At 69.9% G+C, this 21,892-nt stretch carries 19 protein-coding genes; 11 read left to right on the forward strand and 8 right to left on the reverse strand.

What is annotated here, in order from left to right:
• Window positions 1-126 precede the first annotated feature (126 nt).
• Window positions 127-804, reverse strand: a complete 678-nt coding sequence (locus OG947_RS12385; protein WP_261775949.1) for a hypothetical protein — start codon at window positions 802-804, stop codon at window positions 127-129.
• A 132-nt stretch (window positions 805-936) separates the two neighbouring features.
• Here OG947_RS12385 and OG947_RS12390 point away from each other — a divergent pair, with 132 nt between their 5' ends.
• From OG947_RS12390 to OG947_RS12400, 3 genes are all read left to right on the forward strand, one after another.
• Complete coding sequence (locus OG947_RS12390) at window positions 937-2,838, forward strand: penicillin-binding transpeptidase domain-containing protein (protein WP_328811963.1); 1,902 nt, start codon at window positions 937-939, stop codon at window positions 2,836-2,838.
• A gap of 129 nt (window positions 2,839-2,967) precedes the next feature.
• A complete protein-coding gene (locus OG947_RS12395; protein WP_027506167.1) occupies window positions 2,968-4,608 on the forward strand; it encodes a penicillin-binding protein in 1,641 nt (546 codons plus the stop codon).
• A 25-nt stretch (window positions 4,609-4,633) separates the two neighbouring features.
• Window positions 4,634-5,371: a sulfite exporter TauE/SafE family protein gene (locus OG947_RS12400; RefSeq protein ID WP_328811964.1), complete on the forward strand. Its 738-nt coding sequence runs from the start codon at window positions 4,634-4,636 to the stop codon at window positions 5,369-5,371.
• A 13-nt stretch (window positions 5,372-5,384) separates the two neighbouring features.
• Here the strand turns inward: OG947_RS12400 and OG947_RS12405 are convergent, their stop codons facing one another.
• The 4 genes from OG947_RS12405 to OG947_RS12420 all read right to left on the reverse strand — a co-directional run bounded on the left by OG947_RS12405 (window position 5,385) and on the right by OG947_RS12420 (window position 9,110).
• On the reverse strand, window positions 5,385-5,783 hold the full coding sequence (locus OG947_RS12405) for a DUF3054 domain-containing protein (RefSeq protein ID WP_328811965.1): 399 nt from the start codon (window positions 5,781-5,783) through the stop codon (window positions 5,385-5,387).
• Between the two features lie 87 nt (window positions 5,784-5,870).
• The gene (locus tag OG947_RS12410) at window positions 5,871-6,422 is read right to left on the reverse strand and encodes a YceI family protein (protein ID WP_027506170.1); all 552 of its coding nucleotides are present in this window, start codon (window positions 6,420-6,422) and stop codon (window positions 5,871-5,873) included.
• A gap of 63 nt (window positions 6,423-6,485) precedes the next feature.
• Window positions 6,486-7,631, reverse strand: a complete 1,146-nt coding sequence (locus tag OG947_RS12415) for a lysylphosphatidylglycerol synthase transmembrane domain-containing protein (protein WP_328811966.1) — start codon at window positions 7,629-7,631, stop codon at window positions 6,486-6,488.
• Window positions 7,632-7,661: 30 nt separating this feature from the next.
• Window positions 7,662-9,110, reverse strand: a complete 1,449-nt coding sequence (locus tag OG947_RS12420) for an adenylate/guanylate cyclase domain-containing protein (protein ID WP_037186160.1) — start codon at window positions 9,108-9,110, stop codon at window positions 7,662-7,664.
• Between the two features lie 103 nt (window positions 9,111-9,213).
• On the opposite strand from OG947_RS12420, the gene OG947_RS12425 reads away from it, so the two are divergent.
• From OG947_RS12425 to OG947_RS12445, 5 genes are all read left to right on the forward strand, one after another.
• Window positions 9,214-10,392 (forward strand): AI-2E family transporter, encoded by a 1,179-nt coding sequence (locus OG947_RS12425; RefSeq protein WP_285186774.1) that lies wholly within the window; start codon window positions 9,214-9,216, stop codon window positions 10,390-10,392.
• Entirely contained in the window at window positions 10,364-11,521 is a 1,158-nt protein-coding gene (macS, locus tag OG947_RS12430; protein WP_328811967.1) for a MacS family sensor histidine kinase, read from the forward strand. Before OG947_RS12425 ends, macS begins: the two co-directional genes overlap by 29 nt.
• Window positions 11,479-12,153, forward strand: coding sequence for a response regulator (locus OG947_RS12435; RefSeq protein WP_222646350.1), 675 nt, complete (start codon window positions 11,479-11,481; stop codon window positions 12,151-12,153). Before macS ends, OG947_RS12435 begins: the two co-directional genes overlap by 43 nt.
• Window positions 12,154-12,181: 28 nt before the next feature.
• Window positions 12,182-12,838 (forward strand): DUF1707 SHOCT-like domain-containing protein, encoded by a 657-nt coding sequence (locus OG947_RS12440; protein WP_328811968.1) that lies wholly within the window; start codon window positions 12,182-12,184, stop codon window positions 12,836-12,838.
• A gap of 88 nt (window positions 12,839-12,926) precedes the next feature.
• Window positions 12,927-14,756, forward strand: coding sequence for a DUF2339 domain-containing protein (locus OG947_RS12445; RefSeq protein ID WP_328811969.1), 1,830 nt, complete (start codon window positions 12,927-12,929; stop codon window positions 14,754-14,756).
• On the opposite strand, the gene OG947_RS12450 is transcribed toward OG947_RS12445, so the two are convergent.
• The 3 genes from OG947_RS12450 to trmB are packed head-to-tail and all read right to left on the reverse strand — an operon-like array spanning window position 14,716 to window position 19,313.
• Window positions 14,716-17,787 carry an MMPL family transporter gene (locus OG947_RS12450; protein ID WP_328811970.1) on the reverse strand — a complete coding sequence of 1,024 codons (3,072 nt, stop codon included), beginning with the start codon at window positions 17,785-17,787 and terminating at the stop codon, window positions 14,716-14,718. The genes OG947_RS12445 and OG947_RS12450 overlap by 41 nt on opposite strands.
• On the reverse strand, window positions 17,788-18,480 hold the full coding sequence (locus OG947_RS12455) for an NYN domain-containing protein (protein ID WP_027506176.1): 693 nt from the start codon (window positions 18,478-18,480) through the stop codon (window positions 17,788-17,790).
• The gene (gene trmB / locus OG947_RS12460; protein WP_231476385.1) at window positions 18,477-19,313 is read right to left on the reverse strand and encodes a tRNA (guanosine(46)-N7)-methyltransferase TrmB; all 837 of its coding nucleotides are present in this window, start codon (window positions 19,311-19,313) and stop codon (window positions 18,477-18,479) included. The genes OG947_RS12455 and trmB overlap by 4 nt, the downstream gene beginning before the upstream one ends.
• Before the next feature lie 132 nt (window positions 19,314-19,445).
• Here trmB and OG947_RS12465 point away from each other — a divergent pair, with 132 nt between their 5' ends.
• Genes OG947_RS12465 through OG947_RS12475 form a run of 3 tightly spaced genes read left to right on the forward strand, consistent with a single transcriptional unit; the run spans window position 19,446 to window position 21,728 of the window.
• Window positions 19,446-20,033, forward strand: a complete 588-nt coding sequence (locus OG947_RS12465) for a hypothetical protein (protein WP_027506177.1) — start codon at window positions 19,446-19,448, stop codon at window positions 20,031-20,033.
• A complete protein-coding gene (locus tag OG947_RS12470; RefSeq protein ID WP_328811971.1) occupies window positions 20,030-21,409 on the forward strand; it encodes a hypothetical protein in 1,380 nt (459 codons plus the stop codon). Before OG947_RS12465 ends, OG947_RS12470 begins: the two co-directional genes overlap by 4 nt.
• 1 nt (window position 21,410) lies before the next feature.
• Window positions 21,411-21,728 carry a DUF6802 family protein gene (locus OG947_RS12475; RefSeq protein WP_328811972.1) on the forward strand — a complete coding sequence of 106 codons (318 nt, stop codon included), beginning with the start codon at window positions 21,411-21,413 and terminating at the stop codon, window positions 21,726-21,728.
• Window positions 21,729-21,892: the final 164 nt, after the last annotated feature.

A 21,892-nucleotide genomic window follows, 5' to 3' on the forward strand; every position in this document is an offset into this window, starting at 1 on the left:
GCGTCGGTGGGATCCGCACTACTTACGAGAGGAGCAACTGCCTGTCCGTTCGTCGGGGACGATGAGCTATCAACTCTAGGTCGGCAGCGCAGAACGGTCAACAGAGATGTCGAATACGGCTGTGAATCAGTCGGTCTCGTCGTCCTGAGTGTGAGTGTTCCGGACGTCGGGTCCCTGGGCCCGCAGGTCGTCCACCTTCGCCATGGCCTCGCGCAGTTCTGCGAGCCACGGGTCGATGTGGTCTCCGGTCAGGCGTACGGCCCAGGCGAGCGCGTCGGCGCGCGAGCGTGCGACGCCGGCGTCGACGAGGGTGTCGAGCACCTTGCGTTCGGGCTGACGCAGTCGAGTCATGACCGGCACCGCGAGGTGGGTGAAGAGGGTGGTGTCGCCGTCGATGGTGACACCCCAGGCGACCTTGCGGCCGTAGCGTGCCTCGGCCTCGTCGGCGATACGCATGCGATCGTCGCGGGTGGACTCACGGAATCGAGCGATGCGGCCCTCGACGCCGGCATCGGACTCGGGGGCGTTCAGCTCGCCGATCACGACGATCTCCTCGCGGTCGACCTCGACCGTGGCGGTGCCGTCGAACCAGTCGTCGGGCAAGCGGCCGAGGAACCACTGTTCCGCATCGCCTGCGTCGGGTACGTCTTTCTGCTGCCATCCGCCGGGCCGGCCGACGCGTTCGCCGCGCTTCGCGCCGCGACCGCGGCCGTGTCCGTGGGGTCCACCGCGCCGGGGTGCGTCACCTCGACCGAAGGGACTGGAGGGTCGTTCCCCGAAAGGGAAGGTGTCATGGGGATTCATGATGTTCTACTTTCGTCAGTGGCGCGATTACTTGATTACAACGCCAGTGATTACAAGATTACACACGTCGCGCCAAGCGTCAAGAGTTCGTCGCGTCGTGTGACCGACGGATCGGTGGGGCACTATCAGTGCGTGCCTTCGCTGATGTCTCGACCGTCCCGCCGATTCGGCCCTTCCACCAGCAGCGGACTCCGTCTCGCCGCCGCGACCATCGCGGTCGCGCTCGCCGCCACCGCGTGCAGTGCCGACGAGCCCCCGGCGTCCCGTGTGACGGCCGATCGGTTCGCCGAAGCGCTGAGCACACAGAACGTGGGCGCCGCGGCAGAGTTGACCTCGGATCCGGCGGCAGCGACCGCGGTGCTCACCCAGATGTACGACGGACTCGGCGGTGGCGGAACAGTCACGGCGACACCGCGGTTCACGGTGAGCCAGGCAGACGACGAGCAGCAGACGTTCACACTGTCCGCCTCCTGGTCCTTCGCACCGCCCGAGGATGCGGAGGCACCCGCGACCGGCATCGCATCCGCGCCGGCGACCACCACGGCAGCTCCCACCACGTCGGCCCCGGCGGACGCGGAACGCGTCTGGACCTACACGACGACCGGATCCGTCGCCGACGGCGGACAGGGGCTGAAGGTCACCTGGAACCCGGGTGTCGTCGTACCGGGCCTGACTCCGGAGACGACGGTTCGGTACACGCCCGTCACCGCGTCGACCGCGCCTCGCGTCGTCGACACCTCGGGAGCGCCACTCATGTCGCAGCAGGTGGTGACGCTGGTGAATCTCGACCAGACCGCCGATCCCGGCGCCGTCGCGGCACTGGTGTCGCCGTTCGCGCCGACGGTCACGGCGGAATCCCTTCGTGACGCGCAGTCGAGCGCTCCGTCGGTGACGGCCGTGAGCCTGCGGCAGGAGGATCTCGCCCCCATCGAGTCCCTGCTCTCCGCCTTGCCCGGCGTCACTCTGGCGCCGCAGACGCGGCTCCTGACCGAGAATCGCGCACTGTCCTCTCCCGCGCTGAACGACGTGGCGCAGCTGTGGCAGGAGCAGCAGGACGCCACCGCCGGGTGGGCCGTGCAGTTGGTGGCCGCCGACGGTTCCGTCGCCCAGCGGGTGACCGGCGTCGAGGCGACCGTCGGCCCGGACATCCAGGTCACGCTCGACACACTGTTGCAGCTCAAGGCGGAGAACGCTCTCGCGTCGACAGCGAACGCTGCGGCCGTCGTGGCGATCCGGCCCTCCACCGGAGACGTCGTGGCCGTCGCGCAGAACTCGGCCGCGGACGCGCAGGGCCCGATCGCCCTCACGGGCCTGTACCCGCCGGGCTCCACCTTCAAGACCGTCACCACCTCGGCGGCACTGCAGGCGGGCACCGTCACCCCCACGACCGTGGTGCCGTGCCCCGGATCCGCGAACATCGAGGGCCGGACCATCCCCAACGACGACAACTTCGACCTCGGATCGGTTCCGCTCCAGACGGCGTTCGCGCGTTCGTGCAACACCACCATGGGTCAGCTGGCCGTCGATCTGCCCGACGACGCGCTGCAGCAGGCGGCCCTGCAGTTCGGGCTCGGCGTCGACTACCTGACACCCGGGCTCACCACCGTGACCGGCAGCGTTCCGCCCGCGACGACGCCGGCCGAGCGCGTCGAGAGCGCGATCGGGCAGGGCACCGTCACCGCGTCCCCGTTCGGCATGGCCCTAGTCGCGGCCTCCATCGCGGACGGATCCACCCCGTCGCCGACCATGATCACCGGACGACCCGGTACCGCGGATCGCACCGTCGCAGCCCCGCCGGCGGAGGTGACCGACCAGCTGCGCGCCATGATGCGGGAGACGGTCACCGCGGGTACGGCGACGCAGTTGCAGGACATCGACGGACTGCTCGGTAAGACCGGCACCGCCGAGGTCGCGAGCGGCCCGGCGCACGGCTGGTTCGTCGGCATCCGCGGTGACCTGGCGTTCGCCGTGTTCGTCGAGGGCGGCGACTCCTCCGCGCCGGCGCTGACGGTGGCGGGGTCCTTCCTGCGCTGAGTGGCCTTCGGCCCTGTGCGCCTTTTGCGCACCCCTGGATACGCACAAGGCGCACGGGGTGACCGGATCGTGACCGGTCCGAGTGCTCACCGGCTGTGTTACTGGTGTGACTCATGTGATTATTGGGGCATGGTTCTGCGTTCCAGGTACGTCGTCGCGCTGCTCGCAGTGTTCGTGTCGCTCGCGACTGTCGCCTCGTTCGTGGTGAACAAGCCTCGCAGTGAGGCGGCGGTGCTGGTGGACCGGTTCGTCGCCGCCCTCGATCAACGTGACGTGGCCGCGGCCGCCGCGCTGACCTCCTACCCCAATGCCGCGGCCCAAACGATCGGCGCCATGTTCGACTCGATGGGGCCCGGAGTCTCGACGAGCCGCATGTCGCAGTACATCGGCCTGGACGACGAGTCCGGCTTCTTCACCGTCGACTCCACCTGGTCGTTCGGCGAACCCCGCGGCCAGGACTCGCGCGAGTGGCGCGTCACCACCCAGGGGTCGACGCGCAAGCTCGGCGTCGGCTGGCGCATCTCGTGGGATCCGTCGATCCTCGCTCCGGAACTGCGTGCCGGTGGGTCCGTCCGCTACGCCCGGACCGATGCACCCGCACCGCGCGTGCTCGACGCCTCGGGCGCCGTGATGATGGCGGAACAGAACGTCGCCTCCGTGCGGCTCGATCCCTCCGCGACCTCCGACCTGGCCGACACGACGTCCCGCCTCGCCGACGTCATCGACGTCGTGGCGCCGCTGATCACGTCCGAGTCGCTCCAGGCCGATGTCGCGGCGGACCCCGGTGCCGTGATCACCGCCGTGAACCTGCGTGCCGACGACTACGCCGTGCTGGAGGACGACCTGCGTGCGATCCCCGGTGTGGTCCTCTACGCGGAACCCAAGCTCATCGCCGGTGACCGGCGGCTGACGTCGCCGGTGCTGGACTCGCTGCGGACCGTGTGGCAGGACTCCCGCGACGCCACCGCGGGTTGGGCTGTCGAGGTCGCGGACACCGACGGCGAGACCACCCGCCTGGCAGGTTTCCAGGGTCCGGGATCACCCGACATCACGTCCACTCTCGACCCGGCCGTGCAGCTCGCTGCGGAGACCGCCGCCGTCAGCGTCGGGACCCCGGCCTCGATCGTGGTCATGAAGCCCTCCACCGGTGCCGTCGTCGCCACCGCGCAGAACAGTTACGCCAACGACGAGGGCACGCCGGCGTTCACCGGCCTCTATCCCGCCGGGACGCTCGTGGACGTGATCCAGGCGTCGGCCGATCGCCAGAAGATCGGATTCTCCGACGCCGCACGCCAGTTCGGCTTGGGTACCTCCTTCGACATCCCCGGTCTCGACGCCGTCACCGCCTCGCTCCCCGACGGCCAGTCGGCGGTGGACCAGTTCCGCGGTGTCAGCCGGACGTCGTCCGTGTCCGGCATGACGGTGACACCCTTCGGCCTCGCCGAGATGGCGGCGGCCGTCGCTCGCGGATCGGCACCGGCTCCGATGATCGTCGGCGGCGCACCGGCGACGGTGTCCGGTGCGGGCTCGCCCGTCGCCCCGGCCGTGCTGACCTCGCTGCGGAACACACTGCGTGACAACGCCCGCAGCGAAGGTGTCAGCGATCCGTCGGTCACCGGGCTCGCCGGGGACAACGGAGACGATCGCTGGTTCCTCGGCACCAAGGGCGATCTGGCCTTCGCGGTCTACATCGAGGACGCCGACGGAACCGACGCCGCGGCGCGCATGACGAACATGCTGATGCGCGAGATGGCCTCGCCCTCGGAGTGATCACCGGCTTGCTACGTTTCACCCCGTGACCGTCACCGAGTTCGTCCTGCTGATCGCGGCGGGCTTCGGTGCCGGAGTCATCGGCTACATCACCGGCCTGGCGTCGCTCGTGTCGTACCCCGCGCTGCTGGCGGTGGGGCTGCCACCGGTCGCGGCCAACGTGACCAACACCGTGGCGCTCGTCGGGGCCGGTGTGGGTGCCACCGCGTCGTCGGTCAAAGAGCTTGTCAAGACCGGTCGTTCGCTGCTCTGGCTCACCCTGTGGGCCGCGCTGGGCGGCATCGCGGGAGCCGTAGTCCTGCTGCGCGCGCCGGGGGAGACGTTCGAGGCGGTCGTGCCGATCCTGGTCGTTCTCGCATCCGTCGCCATGCTGCTGCAGCCGCGGATCCGCGTCCTCGCCGGTGACCGGACGTTCCCGGTGCTGTATCCGAGCGGGATCTTCCTCGTCGCGATCTACGGCGGCTACTTCGGCGCGGGTGCGGGCGTCATCTTCATGGCCCTGACGCTGATCTGCACGGCCGAACCCGTCTGGCGCGCAACGCTCCTCAAGAGCTACCTGCTGGGCGTGGCCAACCTGGTCGCCGCGGTGATATTCGCGTTCTCCGGCCAGGTGAACTGGCTCGCCGCACTGGCGATGGGAATCGGCACCATCGCCGGGGGAACGCTCGGCCCGCGCATCGTGAGACACCTTCCGCCGAATCCGCTCCGGATCGCCGTGGCGCTGTGCGGGTTCGGCCTCGCAGCGTGGCTGTGGCTGGGCTGAGGAACTGTGTGGGTCAGGCGCGACGACGCTGCGCGAGGCGGGCGACGAGACGCCACCCGAGCAGGAGCACCGCCAGCGTCACCGTCGCGACCACGATGAAGCTGAAGGCCGTTCCCTCGCCGGACACCTGCCGAAGCACCATGCCCACGACCACGGCGCCGATCCACGCGAGCACCCCGGTGGGGACCAGGGACACCGCGACGAACTTCTCGCGGTACAGCGCGTAGGTCACCGCCCATCCCACGGCGAGGCCGACGAGGAACGGCCAGGCCGTCGACAGTGTGCCCCCGACGGTCACGCCCTCCTCGTGGCTGCCTCGGCCGATGGCGCTGAAGACGAGGACGAGAACGACGTCGATCACCGCCGGCACTGCGAGGGCCGACAGGGCAGGAGTGCGGGTGCGCGCGGGCATGCCACCAGACTACGAGGCGCCGAGACGCGGAAAGACCCGCACCGGCGCCGGCTGTGCGGGCGTCGAGCGGGTCTTTCCGGGAGGAGATCAGGCCTGGTGGCCGGCCTCGATCTCGAGCAGCAGGCCGATCTTGTCGCCGACGACGGCGCCGCCACCCTCGAGGGGCATGTCGATGCTGATGCCGAAGTCCTTGCGGTTGATCGTGGTGGTGGCCTCGAAGCCGGCGACCGGTCCGTTGCCCATGCCGGCGTTGACACCGTTGAACTCGACGTTCAGATCGATGGACTTGGTCACGCCGTGCAGCGTGAAGTCACCGGTGAGCACGAAGTCGTCGCCCTTGGCCTTGACCGAGGTGGACCGGAAGGTGGCAGTGGGGAACTTCTCGACCTCGAAGAAGTCGGCGGTCTTGAGGTGGCCGTCGCGCTGCGCGTTGTCGGTGGTGATGGAGGCGACGTCGATCTCGGCGTCGATGGTGGGCGCGCCGTTCTCGTCGACCGTGATGGTGCCGGTGAAGGTCTGGAAACGGCCACGGACCTTGCTCACCATCAGGTGGCGGACGGTGAACCCGACGGTCGAGTGGGTGGCATCGATGGCCCACGTGCCGGCGGTGAGCTGGGGGACGGACACTGCTGCAGTCATGACGAACTCCTGTGTGGTTGAAGGTTCAAGCCTCACAGTACACAACCGGACCGCGGTCCGCATCTATTCCCGCGGAGGAGATTCGTTGCCGAGCGGGTGGGTGGCCGACGGCTGTTCCGTCCGCTCCCGAAGTTCCGTCCGCTCGCGCTGCTCGACGGCGAGATCGAAGTGCAGGTCCTCGTGCTGATGTTTGCGGAACAGGATCAGGAAGACGACCCAGCCGACGAGTGCCACCAGGATGAAGCTGACCAGGCGATACACCAGTGCGGACGCGACCGCCTGTGACGCGCTGATGCTGGCGGCGGTGGTGAGGGTCGCGATGAGAGTGGCGTCCACGATGACCAGACCACCGGGCGCACCGGGGATGGACCCCACCGTCTTGCTGGCCGAGAAGGCGATGAGGAGCCCGTAGATCTTCGGATCCGCGCCGATGGCGTAGCAGGCGAACCCGAGGCACGCGACGTCCGCGAGGCGGTGCACCGCGGAGAAGCCGAGCGACACCGTGCCGTCGCGGGCACCGAGGCGTACCGACTTCACCTGCTCGACGATCTCGTCCAGCCGGGCCATGCCCGTGTCGGGATCGTTGTTGCGCAGCGAGTTGTACTTCGACAGCCCCCACCGGCCGATGCCCACGATCGACTGGGGGTGGGAGCGGACGTAGCGCACGCCGGCGATGAGGGCGATCACGCCGGCGACGGGGACGATCAGTGCGAGGGTGTTGGCGCTGCCGCCGACGAGGAAGGCTCCCGTCACGCCCAGGACAGCCAGCCCGAGCGCGGCGATGACGCCGGAGATGGCGAGCTGCCACGACGCGACCACCGGGCTCGCGCCCCAGCGGCGTGTCTCGCGGTACGTGAACGCTGTGGAGAAGACCTGGCCGGCCGGCAGTGTCAGCGCCATGGCGGTGCTGCCGTAGATGACGGAGAGCGAGCGTCGCTGCGATACGCGGACACCGCCCGCGCGCAGCAACTGCTTCTGGACACGCGCGAACGCGGACAGCGAGATCGCTTGCATCACGACGCAGGCCGCGGCCCATCCCCAGTGAATCTCGGTGAGGGCGCGCCACGACTCGTGCAGGCGCGGCCACAGGTAGACACCCTCACCGACCAGCAACGCCACGAGGGCGACCGCGGCCACCCAGCGCAGCCATCGCCATCTGCCACCGGCGCGGGGCGACCCAGCGGATCGGCCCTGCTCCGGAACTACCACGGCACCGAGAGTAACGAACGGTGCCGACGATCAGCGCGGATAGTCGACCGGGGAGGCCAGGTGCGTCGCGCGACGCCGTCCGCGCAGCTGCACCTTCTCGCCCAGTTCCCACTCGGACTGCTCGTCCTCGTCGGCGAAGTACAGTGCCGACGTCGACGCGAGAACCCGACTGGGAGTGAACTTCGCGAGTTCCGTCAGGCGCGACGCCTCGTTCACGGGATCACCGATGACGGTGTACTCGAAGCGTTCCTTGGCGCCGATGTTTCCCGCCACCGCCAGTCCGGCCGACACGCCGATGCCGATGTCGAGTCCGGCGATCTCGGTGAGCTCGCTGCGCAGTTCCCGCGCTGCGGACAGTGCCGCGGTGGGTGCATCCGGGCGATCCAGGGGCGCGCCGAAGATGGCCAGCGCCGCGTCGCCCACGAACTTGTTGACGAAGCCGTGGTGCCGGTCGACCACGTCGACGACGACGCGGAAGAAGTCGTTGAGCAGGTCGACGACCTCGCCGGGCGGACGTTCGGAGGCGGCGGCCGTCGAGCCGACCATGTCGACGAACAGCACCGCGACGAATCGGGTCTCGCCGCCGAGCTCGGTGCCGAACTTGAGGGCGCGCCGCGCGACGTCCTCACCGACGTGCTGCCCGAACAGCTCGCGCAGGACTGCACGCTCCGACGCGTCGGCCATCATCCGGTTGAAGCCGACCTGCAGACGGCCGATCTCACTGCCGTCGAACACCTCGACCTGGACCTCGGTGTGGCCCTCCTGCACCTTCTCGATGGCGCGGCGCAGCTGACGGATGGGATCGGAGATCTGGCTGGCGGTGAGCATCGACAGACAGAACGCCTGGATGATCGCCAGCACGCAGAGCAGGCTGATGGCGATGGCCAGCGAGTCGGGGGAGAAGACCAGGTCGGTGGTCAGCTGGGTCGCGCACAGCAGCAGGATTCCGACGACGGGGATCAGTGTGCCCAGTCCCCACGTCATCGCCATGCGTGTACCCACACCGGGCGTCATCGTGCGGTCGAAACTGCCCTCGCTGAGCGCCTGCGCGGCGACGGGCCGGAGGATGCGTTCGCCCAGCATGTAGGTGAAGCCGAAGGTGATCGCCGCGGACATGGCGACCGTCACCGCGACGGCCACCGCGAGCGACGGCATCTCCGACGCGGTGAGCAGCATGAAGATGACGCCGCCCACGATCCAGAGCACCAGGTGCACGATGGCCTGGCGCAGCGGTGCGTGCAGGGCGGCCATCTGCTCGGATCGACTGGGCGGTCCACCGCGGATCTGCCACCGCATGACACTGCGCAGCATGACGGCGGCGGTCGCGAGGCTGACGACGGCCGCGAAGAGCAGGTACGCCCCGAAGATGAAGACATTGCGCACCCGATCGACGACGATCGACTCGTTCTCGGGAATGGGCAGCCCGTACCGGACGAAGGCGAACACCAGGATCGCGCCGAGCAGATTGGCCAGGAGCATCGACGCGAGGTACAGCGGCCAGCGACTTCTCAGGGTCAACGAGACCGCACGTAGAAGCGTCAGCACGAGGTCAACTTACCGGGTGCTCGGTTAGGCTTCCTCGGTGACGGACGATCCGGCGGAGTCGGTACACCCTGTGGTACGTGTCGGCGCTGCGTGGACGTGGCGTCTGTTGGTGTTGTTCGCCGGTCTCGTGGTGATCGGCATGATCGTGCACCGGCTCGAGAGCGTCGTCGTCCCGGTGGCACTCGCCCTGCTGGCGTCGGCGCTGCTCTCCCCGCTCGTCGACTGGATGCAGCGGCGCGGCATCCCGCGCGTCGTCGCGGTCATCGTCTCGATCCTCGGCAGTCTCGGGCTGCTGGTGGGCATCCTGACGTTCGTCGTCGAGCAGTTCATCGAGGGCGTACCCGCCCTCACGGATCAGTTCACCGGCAGCGTCACCCAGATCCAGGACTGGCTGACGCAGGGGCCCCTGCACTTCAGCGAGGACCAGATCCGCAGTGCCGGCGACTCGGTGGTCCGGTCGGTGCAGTCGAATCAGGAAGCTCTCACCAGTGGCGCGTTGACCACCGCCGCGGTGATCGGCGAGATGCTCACCGGGGCTCTGCTCGTGCTCTTCACCCTCATCTTCTTCCTCTACGGCGGACAGCAGATCTGGGACTTCGTGTCCCGGATCGTCCCGACGCGGGCGCGCCGCCGCGTCCGGTTGGCAGGCAGCCAGGCGTTCGGCTCGCTGGTGGGGTACGTGCGCGCCACCGTCGCGGTCGCCGCCGTGGACGCCATCGGCATCGGCACGGGACTGGCGATCCTCGGTGTCCCGCTGGCTCTTCCGCTGGCGTCACTGGTGTTCATCGGAGCGTTCATTCCCATCGTGGGTGCGGTGCTCACCGGCTTCGTCGCGGTGCTCGTCGCCCTGGTGACCAAGGGATTCATCACGGCGCTCATCGCACTCGCGATCGTCATCGCCGTGATGCAGGTCGAAGGCCATGTGCTGCAACCACTCCTGCTCGGTCGCGCAGTCCGTGTGCATCCCCTGGCCGTGGTGCTCGCCATCGCCACCGGCATCGTCATGGCGGGCATCATCGGTGGCCTGCTCTCGGTGCCGCTCGTCGCGATGGCCAATACCGCTATCCGCTCACTGCTCGCCGACGATCCCGAGGAGGCGTACGAGGAGATCGCCGACACGGATCCGTCGGAACCGATGTTCCCGGCCGCGCCGAACAGTCCGCACCCCGAGAACCAGAAGCTGAGCCGTGGCGAGGTCGACGGTCCCGCGAGCTGACGCCACCGGTGTCGCGGAGGCACCGCTGTGGCGCGCCGCGGCAGCGTTCCGACTGGTCACCGTCCTGTACGTGGTCGGGTTCCAGTTGGTCGTCCAGGACCGGTACGACGCACCGCGCCTGAGCTGGCTGTTCGTCGTCGTCACCGTCATCTGGTCCGGAATCGCGGCCGTCGCGACCCTGACGACGCCCGCGCGGCGCCCCGTCGTCGTCGCCGACCAGGTGGTGACGCCGGCATTGATCTGCAGCACGCTGGTGGTGGCGAGTCCGGCATGGCGCCAGGACCACCAGGTGCTCCCGACGACGATCTGGGTGGCCAACGCCGTGATCGGTGCCGCCGTCCTGGGAGGTCCCCGAGCGGGGCTCGCCTCGGCGGCGGTGATGACCGCCGCCATCGCCGTGGTGCGCGGCACCGTCGACGGCGAGTTGTGGCGCGACTCGACCGGACCCGTGCTGTTGTCCGTCGGTCTGGCACTGGGGCTCGCGGCGCGGACGGCGCGCCTCGCGCGCAGCCGCCTGGACGAGGCGGTGGCCCTGGCCGCGGCGACCGCGGAACGCGAGCGCCTGGCCCGCGAGGTGCACGACGGTGTGCTGCAGGTGCTGGCCATGGTCAGTCGTCGCGGCCACGAGATCGGCGGCGCAGCAGCAGAACTGGCAGATCTCGCCGGCAGCCAGGAGGCTGCGCTCCGCGCCCTGCTGTCCGGGTCGGCCACCGGGCGTACCGACGGCACTGCCGACCTGGCCGCGCTGGTGCGCGCTGCGGTGGGCACGCGCGCCGTGGTCTCGGCGCCGTCCGAGGCCGTCGTTCTCCGGGCGTCGGCCGCGTCGGAGCTCGCGGCCGCGACGCTCGCCGCCGTCGACAACGCGCATCGACACGGCGGGTCCGACGTCCACGTGTTCGTGCTGGTGGAGGACTTGGGGGACGAGGTGATGGTGACGGTGCGCGACGACGGAGCAGGAATGGCACCCGGCCGTCTCGACGAGGCGCGTGCGGAGGGACGGCTCGGCGTCTCCGGCTCGATCGTGGGCCGGACGGCAGCCATCGGTGGGCGTGCGAGGGTGGACAGCAGGCCAGGAGAGGGAACGGAATGGGAACTGACGCTGCCACGGACAGCGCCGACGCCTCGGTGACGGTGATGGTCGTCGACGACCACCCGATGTGGCGTGACGGAGTGGCGCGGGACCTCGACGCGCGGGGCTTCCGTGTGGTGGCCACCGCCGACGGAGTCCGCTCGGCCACCGCGCGTGCGCGGGCGACGTCGCCGCAGGTGGTCGTCATGGACATGGACCTCGGAGACGGAACCGGAGCCGAGGGCACCGCGTCGGTGCTGGCGGTCTCGCCCGACAGTCGGGTACTGGTGCTCTCCGCGTCCGCCGAACGGGACGACGTGCTCGGCGCGGTCAAGGCTGGGGCGACCGGCTACCTCGTGAAGAGCGCCTCCATCGACGATCTGGTGTCCGCCGTACAGGCGACGAGTCGCGGCGATGCGGTGTTCACGCCCGGACTGGCCGGGCTGGTGCTCGGGGAGTACCGGCGCATGGCAGCCGCCCCCACGGCTGCGGAACCGCCTCCCGTGCTGACTGAGCGCGAGACGGAGGTGTTGCGCATGGTCGCGAAAGGGTTGAGCGCCAAGCAGATCGGCACTCGGCTCGGTATCAGTCACCGCACCGTCGAGAACCACGTGCAGGCGACCCTGCGCAAGCTGCACCTCGCGAATCGTGTCGAACTCACCCGGTGGGCGCTCGAGCAGGGGCTGCAGTGACGGCGTCGTGTTCACTACTCTGGTCGCCATGACCGGAGACGGCACCGACCCCAGGAACATGCGCGTGAGCGACGCCGAACGAGAGCACGTGGGCGGCCTGCTCCAACGCGCCGTCGGACAGGGGATGCTGTCGCTCGGCGAGTTCACCGAGCGGATGGACTCGGTACTGGCGGCCAAGACGCGCGGTGAGCTCAACGCGGTGCTGGTCGACCTGCCGGGCATGACACTGCAGGGCGGCCCACCCCAGCAGGCCGGGCCGCTCGCCGTGGTCCCGAGCGACGCGCTGACGTCGGCACCCGGACACCCGGCCACCTACGGTGCACCCGTGGACATCCGAGCCACGATGTCGACGGTCACCCGTTCCGGTACCTGGACCGCGCCGTCGGCCATCCGGGTCGCGTCGAAGATGGCCACGGTGACCCTCGACTTCAGTTCCGCGGTTCTGACCTCGCGCGAGGTGCGGATCGACGTGGACGACTACTGCAGCACCATCACCGTCGTGGTGCCCGAGGGTGCGTCGGTGGATCTCGACGGCGTCGACACCATGGGCGGCAGTGCGACCAACAAGGTGCGCAGCCGGCCTGTCGAAGGGGGACTGCACGTCGTCGTGCGCGGACGCATCCGCTTCGGATCCGTCACGGCCAAGCACCCGTTCGGGACGTCCATCAAGCGCATGTTCGGGTAGGAACTGCACCCTCGGCTGAGTAGAACGGCGTCGGGCTCGAGTAGTTTCCCGTGTTCCCCCGGTCCGCCCCGGCCAGCACGATCGAGGTATGACCACTCCCTCGATAGATCCGCGACTCGTGCACGTGTTGTCCGGTGAGGTCGCCTCCCTGCAGCAGCATCTCGCCCGCGTCGGCCACGACCTGGGTCTCCTCCGACAGCAGCTCGACGGTTCGCCGATGCAGGCCCCGCTCCAGGCGCCCCCGCAGCAGCACCCCGTCTCGAGGCCACAGGTGCAGAGTCCTCCGGTGTCGACTCCCCCGGTACGGCCGATCCCGCGCCCGATGCCCACGCCTCCCCGTGACACCACCCCGTGGTGGCAACGCGACGGTGTCGTCAGTCGTGTGCTCGCCGCCGCGGGCGCTGCGGTGACCGTCATCGGTGTCGTGATGCTGGTGGTGCTCGCGGCGCAGTCGGGCTGGTTCGGGCCCGGTCCTCGTGTCGCCGCGGGTGCGCTGCTGTCCGGAGCGCTCGTCGCCGCCGCGCACCGTGTGGTCGCCCGACCCGGTGGCCGCGTCGGCGCCGTCGCACTCGCCGCGACGGGATTCGCCGGGCTGTATCTCGACCTCGCCGCCGTCACCGCGCTGTACGGGTGGGTGCATCCCGTCGTCGGGCTCGTGGTGGGACTCGGTGTCGCCGCGCTCGGCGTCGCGGTCGCACTGCGCTGGTCGTCGCAGTCACTCGCGGTGATGGTCGTGGCCGGCATCGCGACACTGGCACCCGTCGTCACGGGCGGCATCACGCCGGCACTCCTCGCATTCCTGGTGGTCGTGCAGATCGCCGCCTCGCCGGTCGACGTCCGCGAACAGTGGGTCTGGTTGCGCGTCGTCCGCACCGTCCCGGTCGTCGGAGCGGTGCTGCTCGCCGGGCTGCTCGCCCACGTGGAGACGGTCCCGACCGCCGATCTGCTGCCGCTGCTCGTCGTCGCGGGACTGTTCTTCGGCACCGCTGTCGTCGCCTGGTGGACCACCCTCGCCCACCGCGCCGTGGACCCGGCGTCGCTCGCCTCGATCGCGGCCACCGCCGCCGCGGTCCTCGTCACCGCGACGCTGTTCTCTCGCCCCGTCGCCGGCGGCGTCGACGCTGCGGTCGCGCTCGCCCTGGTGGCGATCCTGGTCGCTCGACGCGAGCTGGTCACCACGGTTCGTCTGGTGCTCACAGCGACGGCCTCGGTGGCGGTGGCGTCGGCGCTGGTGACGGGCACGGCCGATCAGGTCCGCATTCTCGCCCTGCTGCTGGTCGCCACCACGGCGCTTCTCGTCGGCGCCCGGACCCGCTCGGGTGTGTCGGCCGCAGCCGGCGCGTTCTTCGCCCTCCTCGGAACCAGCGCACACTCGCAGATCACCTCGGTCGACTCGCTGAGCAGCCCCGTTCGCGCGCTCGACTCCGGCTGGGCCTCGGTGCCCGCGTCGGTCGCCATGATCGCGATGGCTGTGGCGGGAGTGCTCGCGGCACTGCGCACCATCGGGGACGCGACTCTCCGAACCCTCGCCGCCGGCCTGGCGGGAGTCGCCGGCCTCTTCGGTGCGACGGCGGTGTGCGTCATCACCGGCATCGAGATCGGCGGCCGCACCGGGTTCCTCGTCGGCCACGGCGCAGCGACCATCGTGTGGATGACCGTCGCCGTCGCACTGCTGATGCGTGGTCTGTCCGACGCCACCGGTACCCGCGCGGTCCTCGCCGCTGGTCTGACCGTGGCGGCCTCGGCCATCGCCAAGCTGTTCCTGTTCGACCTCAGCGCACTCGGTGGACTGCCCCGCGCCGCAGCGTTCCTGGTGGTGGGAGTGATGCTGCTCGGTATCGGCACCCGCTACGCGAGGTCGTTCGCGGACCGCGCCGTCACTGCCGACGCTGGCGGGCCAGCAACTCGCTCACACTGATGGCACCGGACTGACCGTGGTGACGACCGCCCGACTCGTCGTCCCCGTCCCGAGCCCGCCGGCGACCCGATGTGGTCGTCGGCGGTGTCTCGTCGGGCTCGGGGACCTCGGGCGTGGAGGGGTTGTGGGTCTCGGGCTCGGGTGCCGGCCGATCCTCGCGCTCGGGCATGCGCAGACCGGCGATCCAGGAATCGACCTCGGCGCTGGTGCGCGAGCCGTTCCCGTGGGGCCCTCCGTTCCCGTTGCTGTGACCGTTCCCGTTCCCGTTCCCGTTGCCGTTGGAGTGGCCGTTCCCGTTGCTGTCGCCGTTGCGGGGCCGATCGACATCGATGCCGTCGCCCGAGACCGAGCCGTACCGGAACGACGTGGTCTCGTGCCCGTTCGAGCCGTTCGAGCCGTTCGAACGCTGAGCGACCGACGGCGCGCGGAGTTCGGCGAGCCAGCTCTCGATGGGGCGCGGGGCGGGTGCGCCGTTCCGCGGTGCCGGCTCGGCCGACGTCGGCTCGGGACCGGCCGTCGGACGACTCTGCTGATCGTCGGAGGCCCGGGCGGGTCGGGTCTCTGCCGGGCGGGCGACCCGAATCTCCTCCGCGGGCGCGGGCGCGGGTGCGACGGGAGATGCCGTGGGTTCGACGGCGCGCGGTGCGACGGGCTCCGGCGCGGCGGGCTGCTGCACCGGGGGTTCCTGCACAGCGGGCTTCTGCACGCGCTCGGGAGCCGGACGCGGGGCGACGGGCCGGGGACGATCGGGTGCGACGCGCTCGGGCATTGCACGAGCGGCCGACGGGCCGCTCTGCATGACCCGCGGAATCGGCTGGGTGAGCGGTTCCCGCGTCCGCGCCGGGAGCGGTGCGGACCCGATCGCGACGAGCTCGGGGACATCGGTGGGCATCATCTCGGCGTCGAGGATCGGCTCGCCGAGCCCCAGCTTCTGCTGGATGCGCTTCATCCACTGCGGCGCCCACCAGCAGTCGTCGCCGAGCAGCTTCATCGTCGCCGGGACCAGGAACATGCGGATCAACGTCGCGTCGATGATGAGCGCGGCGATCATGCCGTAGGCGATGTACTTCATCATCACCAGCTCGGAGAAGGCGAAGGCGCCCGTGACGACGATGAGGATCAGTGCGGCCGCGGTGATGATGCGACCGGTGTGCGAGGTACCGACGCGAATGGCCTCGGTCGTACTGGCTCCACGGGCTCGTGCCTCCACCATGCGGGAGAGCAGGAACACCTCGTAGTCCGTCGACAACCCGAAGATGATCGCGATGATCAGCACCAGGACCGGGGCCATGATCGGCCCGGGAGTGAAGTTCAGCAGACCCGCGCCGTTGCCGTCGACGAAGATGAACGTGAGGATGCCGAGTGTCGCGCCGAGGCCCAGCGTGGTCATCAGGATGGCCTTGAGGGGGAGCACCAGCGACCCGAACGTGAGGAACATCAGCAGCGTCGTGACCAACACGACGAGCGTCGCCATGAGGGGTAGTCGGTCCACGAGCGCCGCGATCGAGTCCTGCTCGATGGCGGGCGTGCCGCCGACCGACAGGGTCACCCCGTCGGGGACGTCGATGGAGCGGATGTAGTCGATGGCCGGCGACGACACGTTGCGGTCGACCAGTCCCGCCTTGAGCACGGCGACACCGTTCTCGTTCCGCTCGATGGAGAACCGTTCGACGAGCCCGGGAGCGTTGGACGCCTCGCGCAGGACCGTGCCCAACTGCGGACCCTCCGCGTTCTCGAGCACGATCTTGAGCGGCTCGGTGCGGTAGGACGGGAAGTTCTCGTCGAACACGTTCTGGGCGACACGGGTGGGGTTGTCCGGCGGCAGGTACGTCTCGTTGATGCCGCCGAACTTGATGGCACCGACCGGCAGCGTGAGGATCAGCAGGCCCAGGACGATGGGCACGCACACCTTGAGCGGGTTCCGCATGACCCAGCGCGTGAGCTTGCCCCACGGCCCGGACTCGATCTCCTCGGTCGTCTTGGTCTTGCGCATGCTCTTCAGTCCGAGAGCGTCGATGCGCGGGCCGAGGATCGACAGGATCGCCGGGAGAATGGTGATGGCGGTCAGGGCTGCCAGCGCGACGGTGGCGATCGCACCGAACGCGACGGACTTGAGGAAGCCCTGCGGGAAGAGCAGCAGTCCACCGAGGCTCGCGACGATCATCGTCGCCGAGAAGACGACCGTGCGGCCCGCGGTCATGACGGAGCGTTGCACGGCCTGCTGTGTCGTGCGGCCGTCGGCCAGTTCCTCTCGGAACCGGCTGACGATGAACAGCGCGTAGTCGATGGCCAACCCGAGACCGATGAGCGAAACGACGGGCGCGACGAAGCTGTTGACCTCGACGAAATTGGTGAACAGCCGGACCATGCCGTTGGCCGCGACCACGGTGAGACCACCGATGATCAGTGGCAACGCCGCAGCCACGACGCCGCCGAACACGAAGAACAGGAGCACGCCCACCACGGGGATGGCGAGGATCTCCATGCGCTTGATGTCGCCGGCCATGGTGTCGTTCAGCGCGTTCGCGATGGGCTGGAGGCCGGCGAGCTGCACGTCGACGCCGTCGATGGCGAACGCGTCCTTCACGTCACGGAAGTTGTTGGTCAGTTCCGTGTCGTTCGCGCCGGCGATCGCGAACGTGGCGATCGCCTTCGTCTTGTCGGGCGAGGCCAGCGCGGGGAGCCGCTGCTGGAAGTAGTTGATGTTGATCTTCGAGATCTTGTCCGAGTGCGCCGCCATCATGGCGTCCTGACCAGCGGTGACGGTCTGCTGGAACGCCGGGTCGTCGACCGTCGATCCCTCGGGTGCGGTGTAGAGGGCGACGACGTCGCCGGTGCTGTCGCGACCGAAGGTGCCGTCCGCGGTGACGGCGGCGTGCACCGACTCCGAGTTCGGGTCGTCCCAGCCGCTCTGACTCAGGTGATCGTTGAGGCTGAGTCCGTACGCGGCGAGGCCCAGCAGGAACGCGACCATCACACCGATGACGGTGAACCGTGATCGGTGAACCAGATCTCCCCAGCGAGAAAACACTCAGGACACTCCTTGACGCCCGACGAGCAGGGCGGACAGCGGACGGAACGGCTGCAGCCAGGCGCCCTCGTCCGGAAGGGACTCGAGGCTGACCCGCGGCAGTGGTTCGCGGAACACACCGGGGATGTCCTCGAGATCCAGGAACTCGAGAGTCTCCGACGTGACGGCCCAACTGGCGTGTTCACGGAACCCGAGGATCTGAACGGGCACACCCGTCGCCGCGATGGCTTCGAGTGGGAGCCGGAAGGCCTGGCCGTCCGCGGACGCGACAACCACTCCCGCGAGACCGTGGTCCCGTGAGCGGAGCTCGATGTGATCGAGCATGTCGGAGTCTACGTCGCTGTCCTCGTCGATCTTCGGCTTGGCGAAGACCGCGAAGCCCACGTTACGCAAGGCCTCGACCCAGGGACGAACGACGTCGGCGCTGCCCTGGGCGATGTTCGTGAAGACGGTGGCCTCGGGTTCGAGGCTCGCGGTCTGGTGCGCGGAGAGCTGGGCGGTGCGGCCGAGCAGCCATCGGCCCAGCGCATCGAAGCGCGGGCGGTAGGCGGCGGTGGGTCGTCCGCCCAGGATGGCGCCGAGGCCCATGTCCAGATTGGGCGCGTCCCAGACGAGCAGGACCTTCTTGGTATGGCGAGAATCACCGGCGCCGTCGAGCACGGCCGTGTCCGTGTTCTGTTCGTCCACGCTCATCGGAGTGGGTTCTCGCTCTCTCGTCGCGTGATCGTCGCCGCAGCGACGTCGGTCGCTCCGGTGGATGGCCTGCCCCAGACGAACTCGCTCGTCGGCCTGCCGACCTGCTGGGCCTTTCCCTCGAACTTCGTCACCGGACGGTCGACGGACAGGGAGGACCCCTCGACGGTACGTCGTTCGGCATCGAACGGCAGCCGCGTCAGAGCGGGCTCCGCGTCACCGACCTCCTCGATCCACTCCGCGTAGTCGGCGTGGTCGGTGGCGACGTGGAGAATGCCGCCGGGCTCGAGACGGTCCGCCACCAGGGCGAATGTGGCGGCCTTCAGCAGTCGGCGCTTGTGGTGCCGGGCCTTGGGCCAGGGGTCGGGGAAGAAGACTCGGACGCCGGCGAGCGAACCGGGAGCGACCATGTTCTCGAGCACGTCGGCAGCGTCGCCCCGCAGAATGCGCAGGTTGGAGAGACCTTCTCGCTCGATCCCCTGGACCGTCTGCGCGATTCCCGGTCGGTAGACCTCGACGGCGACGAGGTTCACGTGCGGTTCGGCGGCCGCCATCGCGAGCGCGGCGGTGCCGGTCCCGGAGCCGATCTCGAGAACCACCGGGGCGGTCCGCCCGAACCACGACGCGGCGTCGAGTGGCTCGTCGGCCACCTCGCGGCCGATGCCGGGCCACATCCGGTCCCACGAGGCCTGCTGCGGTTCGGTGAGCGCGCCGCGTCGGGACCGGAAACTGGTCACCCGCGGATACAGCCGGGAACCGCCGGACCGGCTCTCGTCGGCACCGTCGGACAGGCCGTTCTCGGGCGCTGCGTCCACGGCACGGGGGTCGGTCATCCTGTCATTGTCTCCCATGGACGCATTTCGTGACAGCAGGGTCTCGACTTCAGGTCGAGACTCTGGCCTACCGACACCGGGATCGGCGTGTGAGAATCGCCCCGTCGCATCTGCAGAATCGGGGGATCACGGATGCCGGGGACCGAGTCGAGCGCGCTGCACCGCGCGGTGACCGAGCTGGAACGCAGCGTCGACGACGCCGCTCTGCGGGCGGTGATCGAGCGATGGCGTTCCCCGGTGCGTCTCGCCGTCGCGGGACGCCCCGGTGCGGGCAAGTCCCGCGTCGTCACGGCGCTGGTCCTTCCCGAGGCGGCCGAGGTGCACGGGGTGGACGCCCCCGACCTTCCTCCTCCCGTCCTGGACCACGACGTTCTCGCGCTCGTCGTCGCTCGGACCGTGAGCGCCGCGGACCTCGAGGTGGTGGCGGCACGGCCCGGCGGTGACACCCTCGTGGTCCTCGGGCGCACCGACCTCCCGATCGACGCGGACGCCGTCGCCGCGGTGCTGCCGGCCGGGATGCCCGTGATCGGCGTGGACGACGTCGACACGCTCACCCGTGCCTGGGCGACGGCGGTGTCGCGCGCGGCGAGGTGCCGCGACATCGCCCTGCTCGCCGCGGTCGAGACTGTGGCCGCTCGGAGTGCGCTCGGAAGGTCGTCGATCGAGACGTTTCTGCGCGCCCCCGAGGTGGCTCACGTCCGGAGCGGTGCACGCGCGTGAGTCTCGACCTGCCCGCCGACGCGGCCCGAGTGGTGCGGACGTGGAGTCCCGACTCCCTGAGTCGGCTGGGGCGAGGACCCGCACCGGCGCGCACCGTCGCCGTTCTCGCGGCACCGGGTCTCGACCAGGAGGCGGTCGGTGCGGTGGTGACCTCCGCGGGATGGTCCGTCCGTCCCGTCTGCGCGGCCTCGGCCGTGCTCGTCCTGGTGGATCCCGCCCTGCCGCCGGGTGGTGCCCTCGTCCGGGCGGCGCGGTCGATCCCGGCCGATCTTCCGGTGGTGCTCCGGATCGCCGCCGGACCGGACGACGCGCGGCGCGTCCTCGCCCGATGGGCGGCGTCGGTCCCGCGCGCCGACGCGGTGGTGGTGTGCGGTCCCGACGACGATGCAATCCTGGACGCGCTCGCTCGGGCAGCGGACCGGGTTGACCCGGCAGAGGCGGAGCGGACGGCGGTGGACCGTGCGCTGGCCGAGGCCCGCACGGCACTGACAGCGGCGGCCCGACGCGACACGGGCAGCGCGGACCTCGCCGACGCGCGGGAACGCCGGCGCCGGGCCGCGTCGATCGCGACGGACGACGGACTGCTCCTCCGGCGGTCGACGGCCGAGCTGCGCCTCGATCTCGCCCACCGGGTCGGCGTGCATCGGCGGGAGACGGGCGCGCGGGTCGCCGCCGCCGTCGGGGACGCGAGCTTCGCCGACCTCCGACGTCTTCCGTCCGTGGTCGCCGCGGAGATCGATGCGGCGACGGGTCGGCTCGCGGACGAGGTGACCACCGCGCTGACCGCGGTCGGCGCCGTGGACTCCGCACCCCCGGTCGAACGCGCGTCGACGACCCACCAACCGCCCCCGTCGGCCGGGTGGGGAGTCGACGAGGTGGTGGCGGGTGTCGTCGGTGCCTCGGCGGGTGCCGGGGTGGGGCGGGTGGCGGTGTGGGCGGCCTCCCTCGGCGGCGCGTCGGCCGGGTTCGTGACCGTGCTCTGCGCCGCGATGATGGCCGCCGCGGTGGTGCGGACGAGGCTCCTCTCGACGCGCCGCGCGCGCCTGCGCCGATGGGCTGCGGACGTGGTGGCCGATGCCGCCTCCGGCTGGGAACGGGACACCGCGTCCCGTCTCGTGATCGCCGACTCGTGGCTGACCGCGAGACTGTCGGCGCAGGTCAGAGACGCCTCCGCCCGGCGGAACGCGCTGATCGCGGAGATCGACGGCGAGATCCGAGACATCACGTCCCGAGCTGCCTCGCGGGCGGCCGCCTATCAACGGGATCTCGACGTGCTGGACCGCGTCGCCCTCACTTTCGGGCGGCGGGGAACCGTCTCTTCGCTGGATGCGTCCAAGCACGAGGTGGGAACGACAGCGAGGAACACGGGGGACTGAGATGGCCGAGTGGTCGGGATCGTTCGACCCGGACGGGCCGGGTGTCGCGGACGACGGGTTCGACCCCGCCATCGATCTCGACGGGGACGGCACCGCCGACACGGCGGTGTTGCACGGAGGTCTGTCCGACGTCCACGCGTCGGCATTCCATCGGAGTGCGACGGAGATGACAGTTCTCAGCGATCTCGACGGTGACGGCGACGTCGACCGTGCGACGGTCTTCGAGGCCGACGGCGACTACACCGTGTGGGTGTCCTCCACCGACCTCGCGGACGGTCCCGACGCCGTCTGGCGTGCGTCCGAGCGCGGGTCGCTGTGACGCGATAGACACCAAATGTCCTGACATAGTGCGCTTTACGGCCAGGTCACTGAATCGGTTTTGTGACGGAACGGACATGCCCCGAGTGCCCTGGCCGTTCTTCACAGCGTTAACCTCTAGGTCCAGGACACTCGGGGCCCTGCGATCTGTCGATCGAAGGTCAC

It is taken from the genome of Rhodococcus sp. NBC_00297 (assembly GCF_036173065.1).
Lineage (GTDB): Bacteria > Actinomycetota > Actinomycetes > Mycobacteriales > Mycobacteriaceae > Rhodococcoides.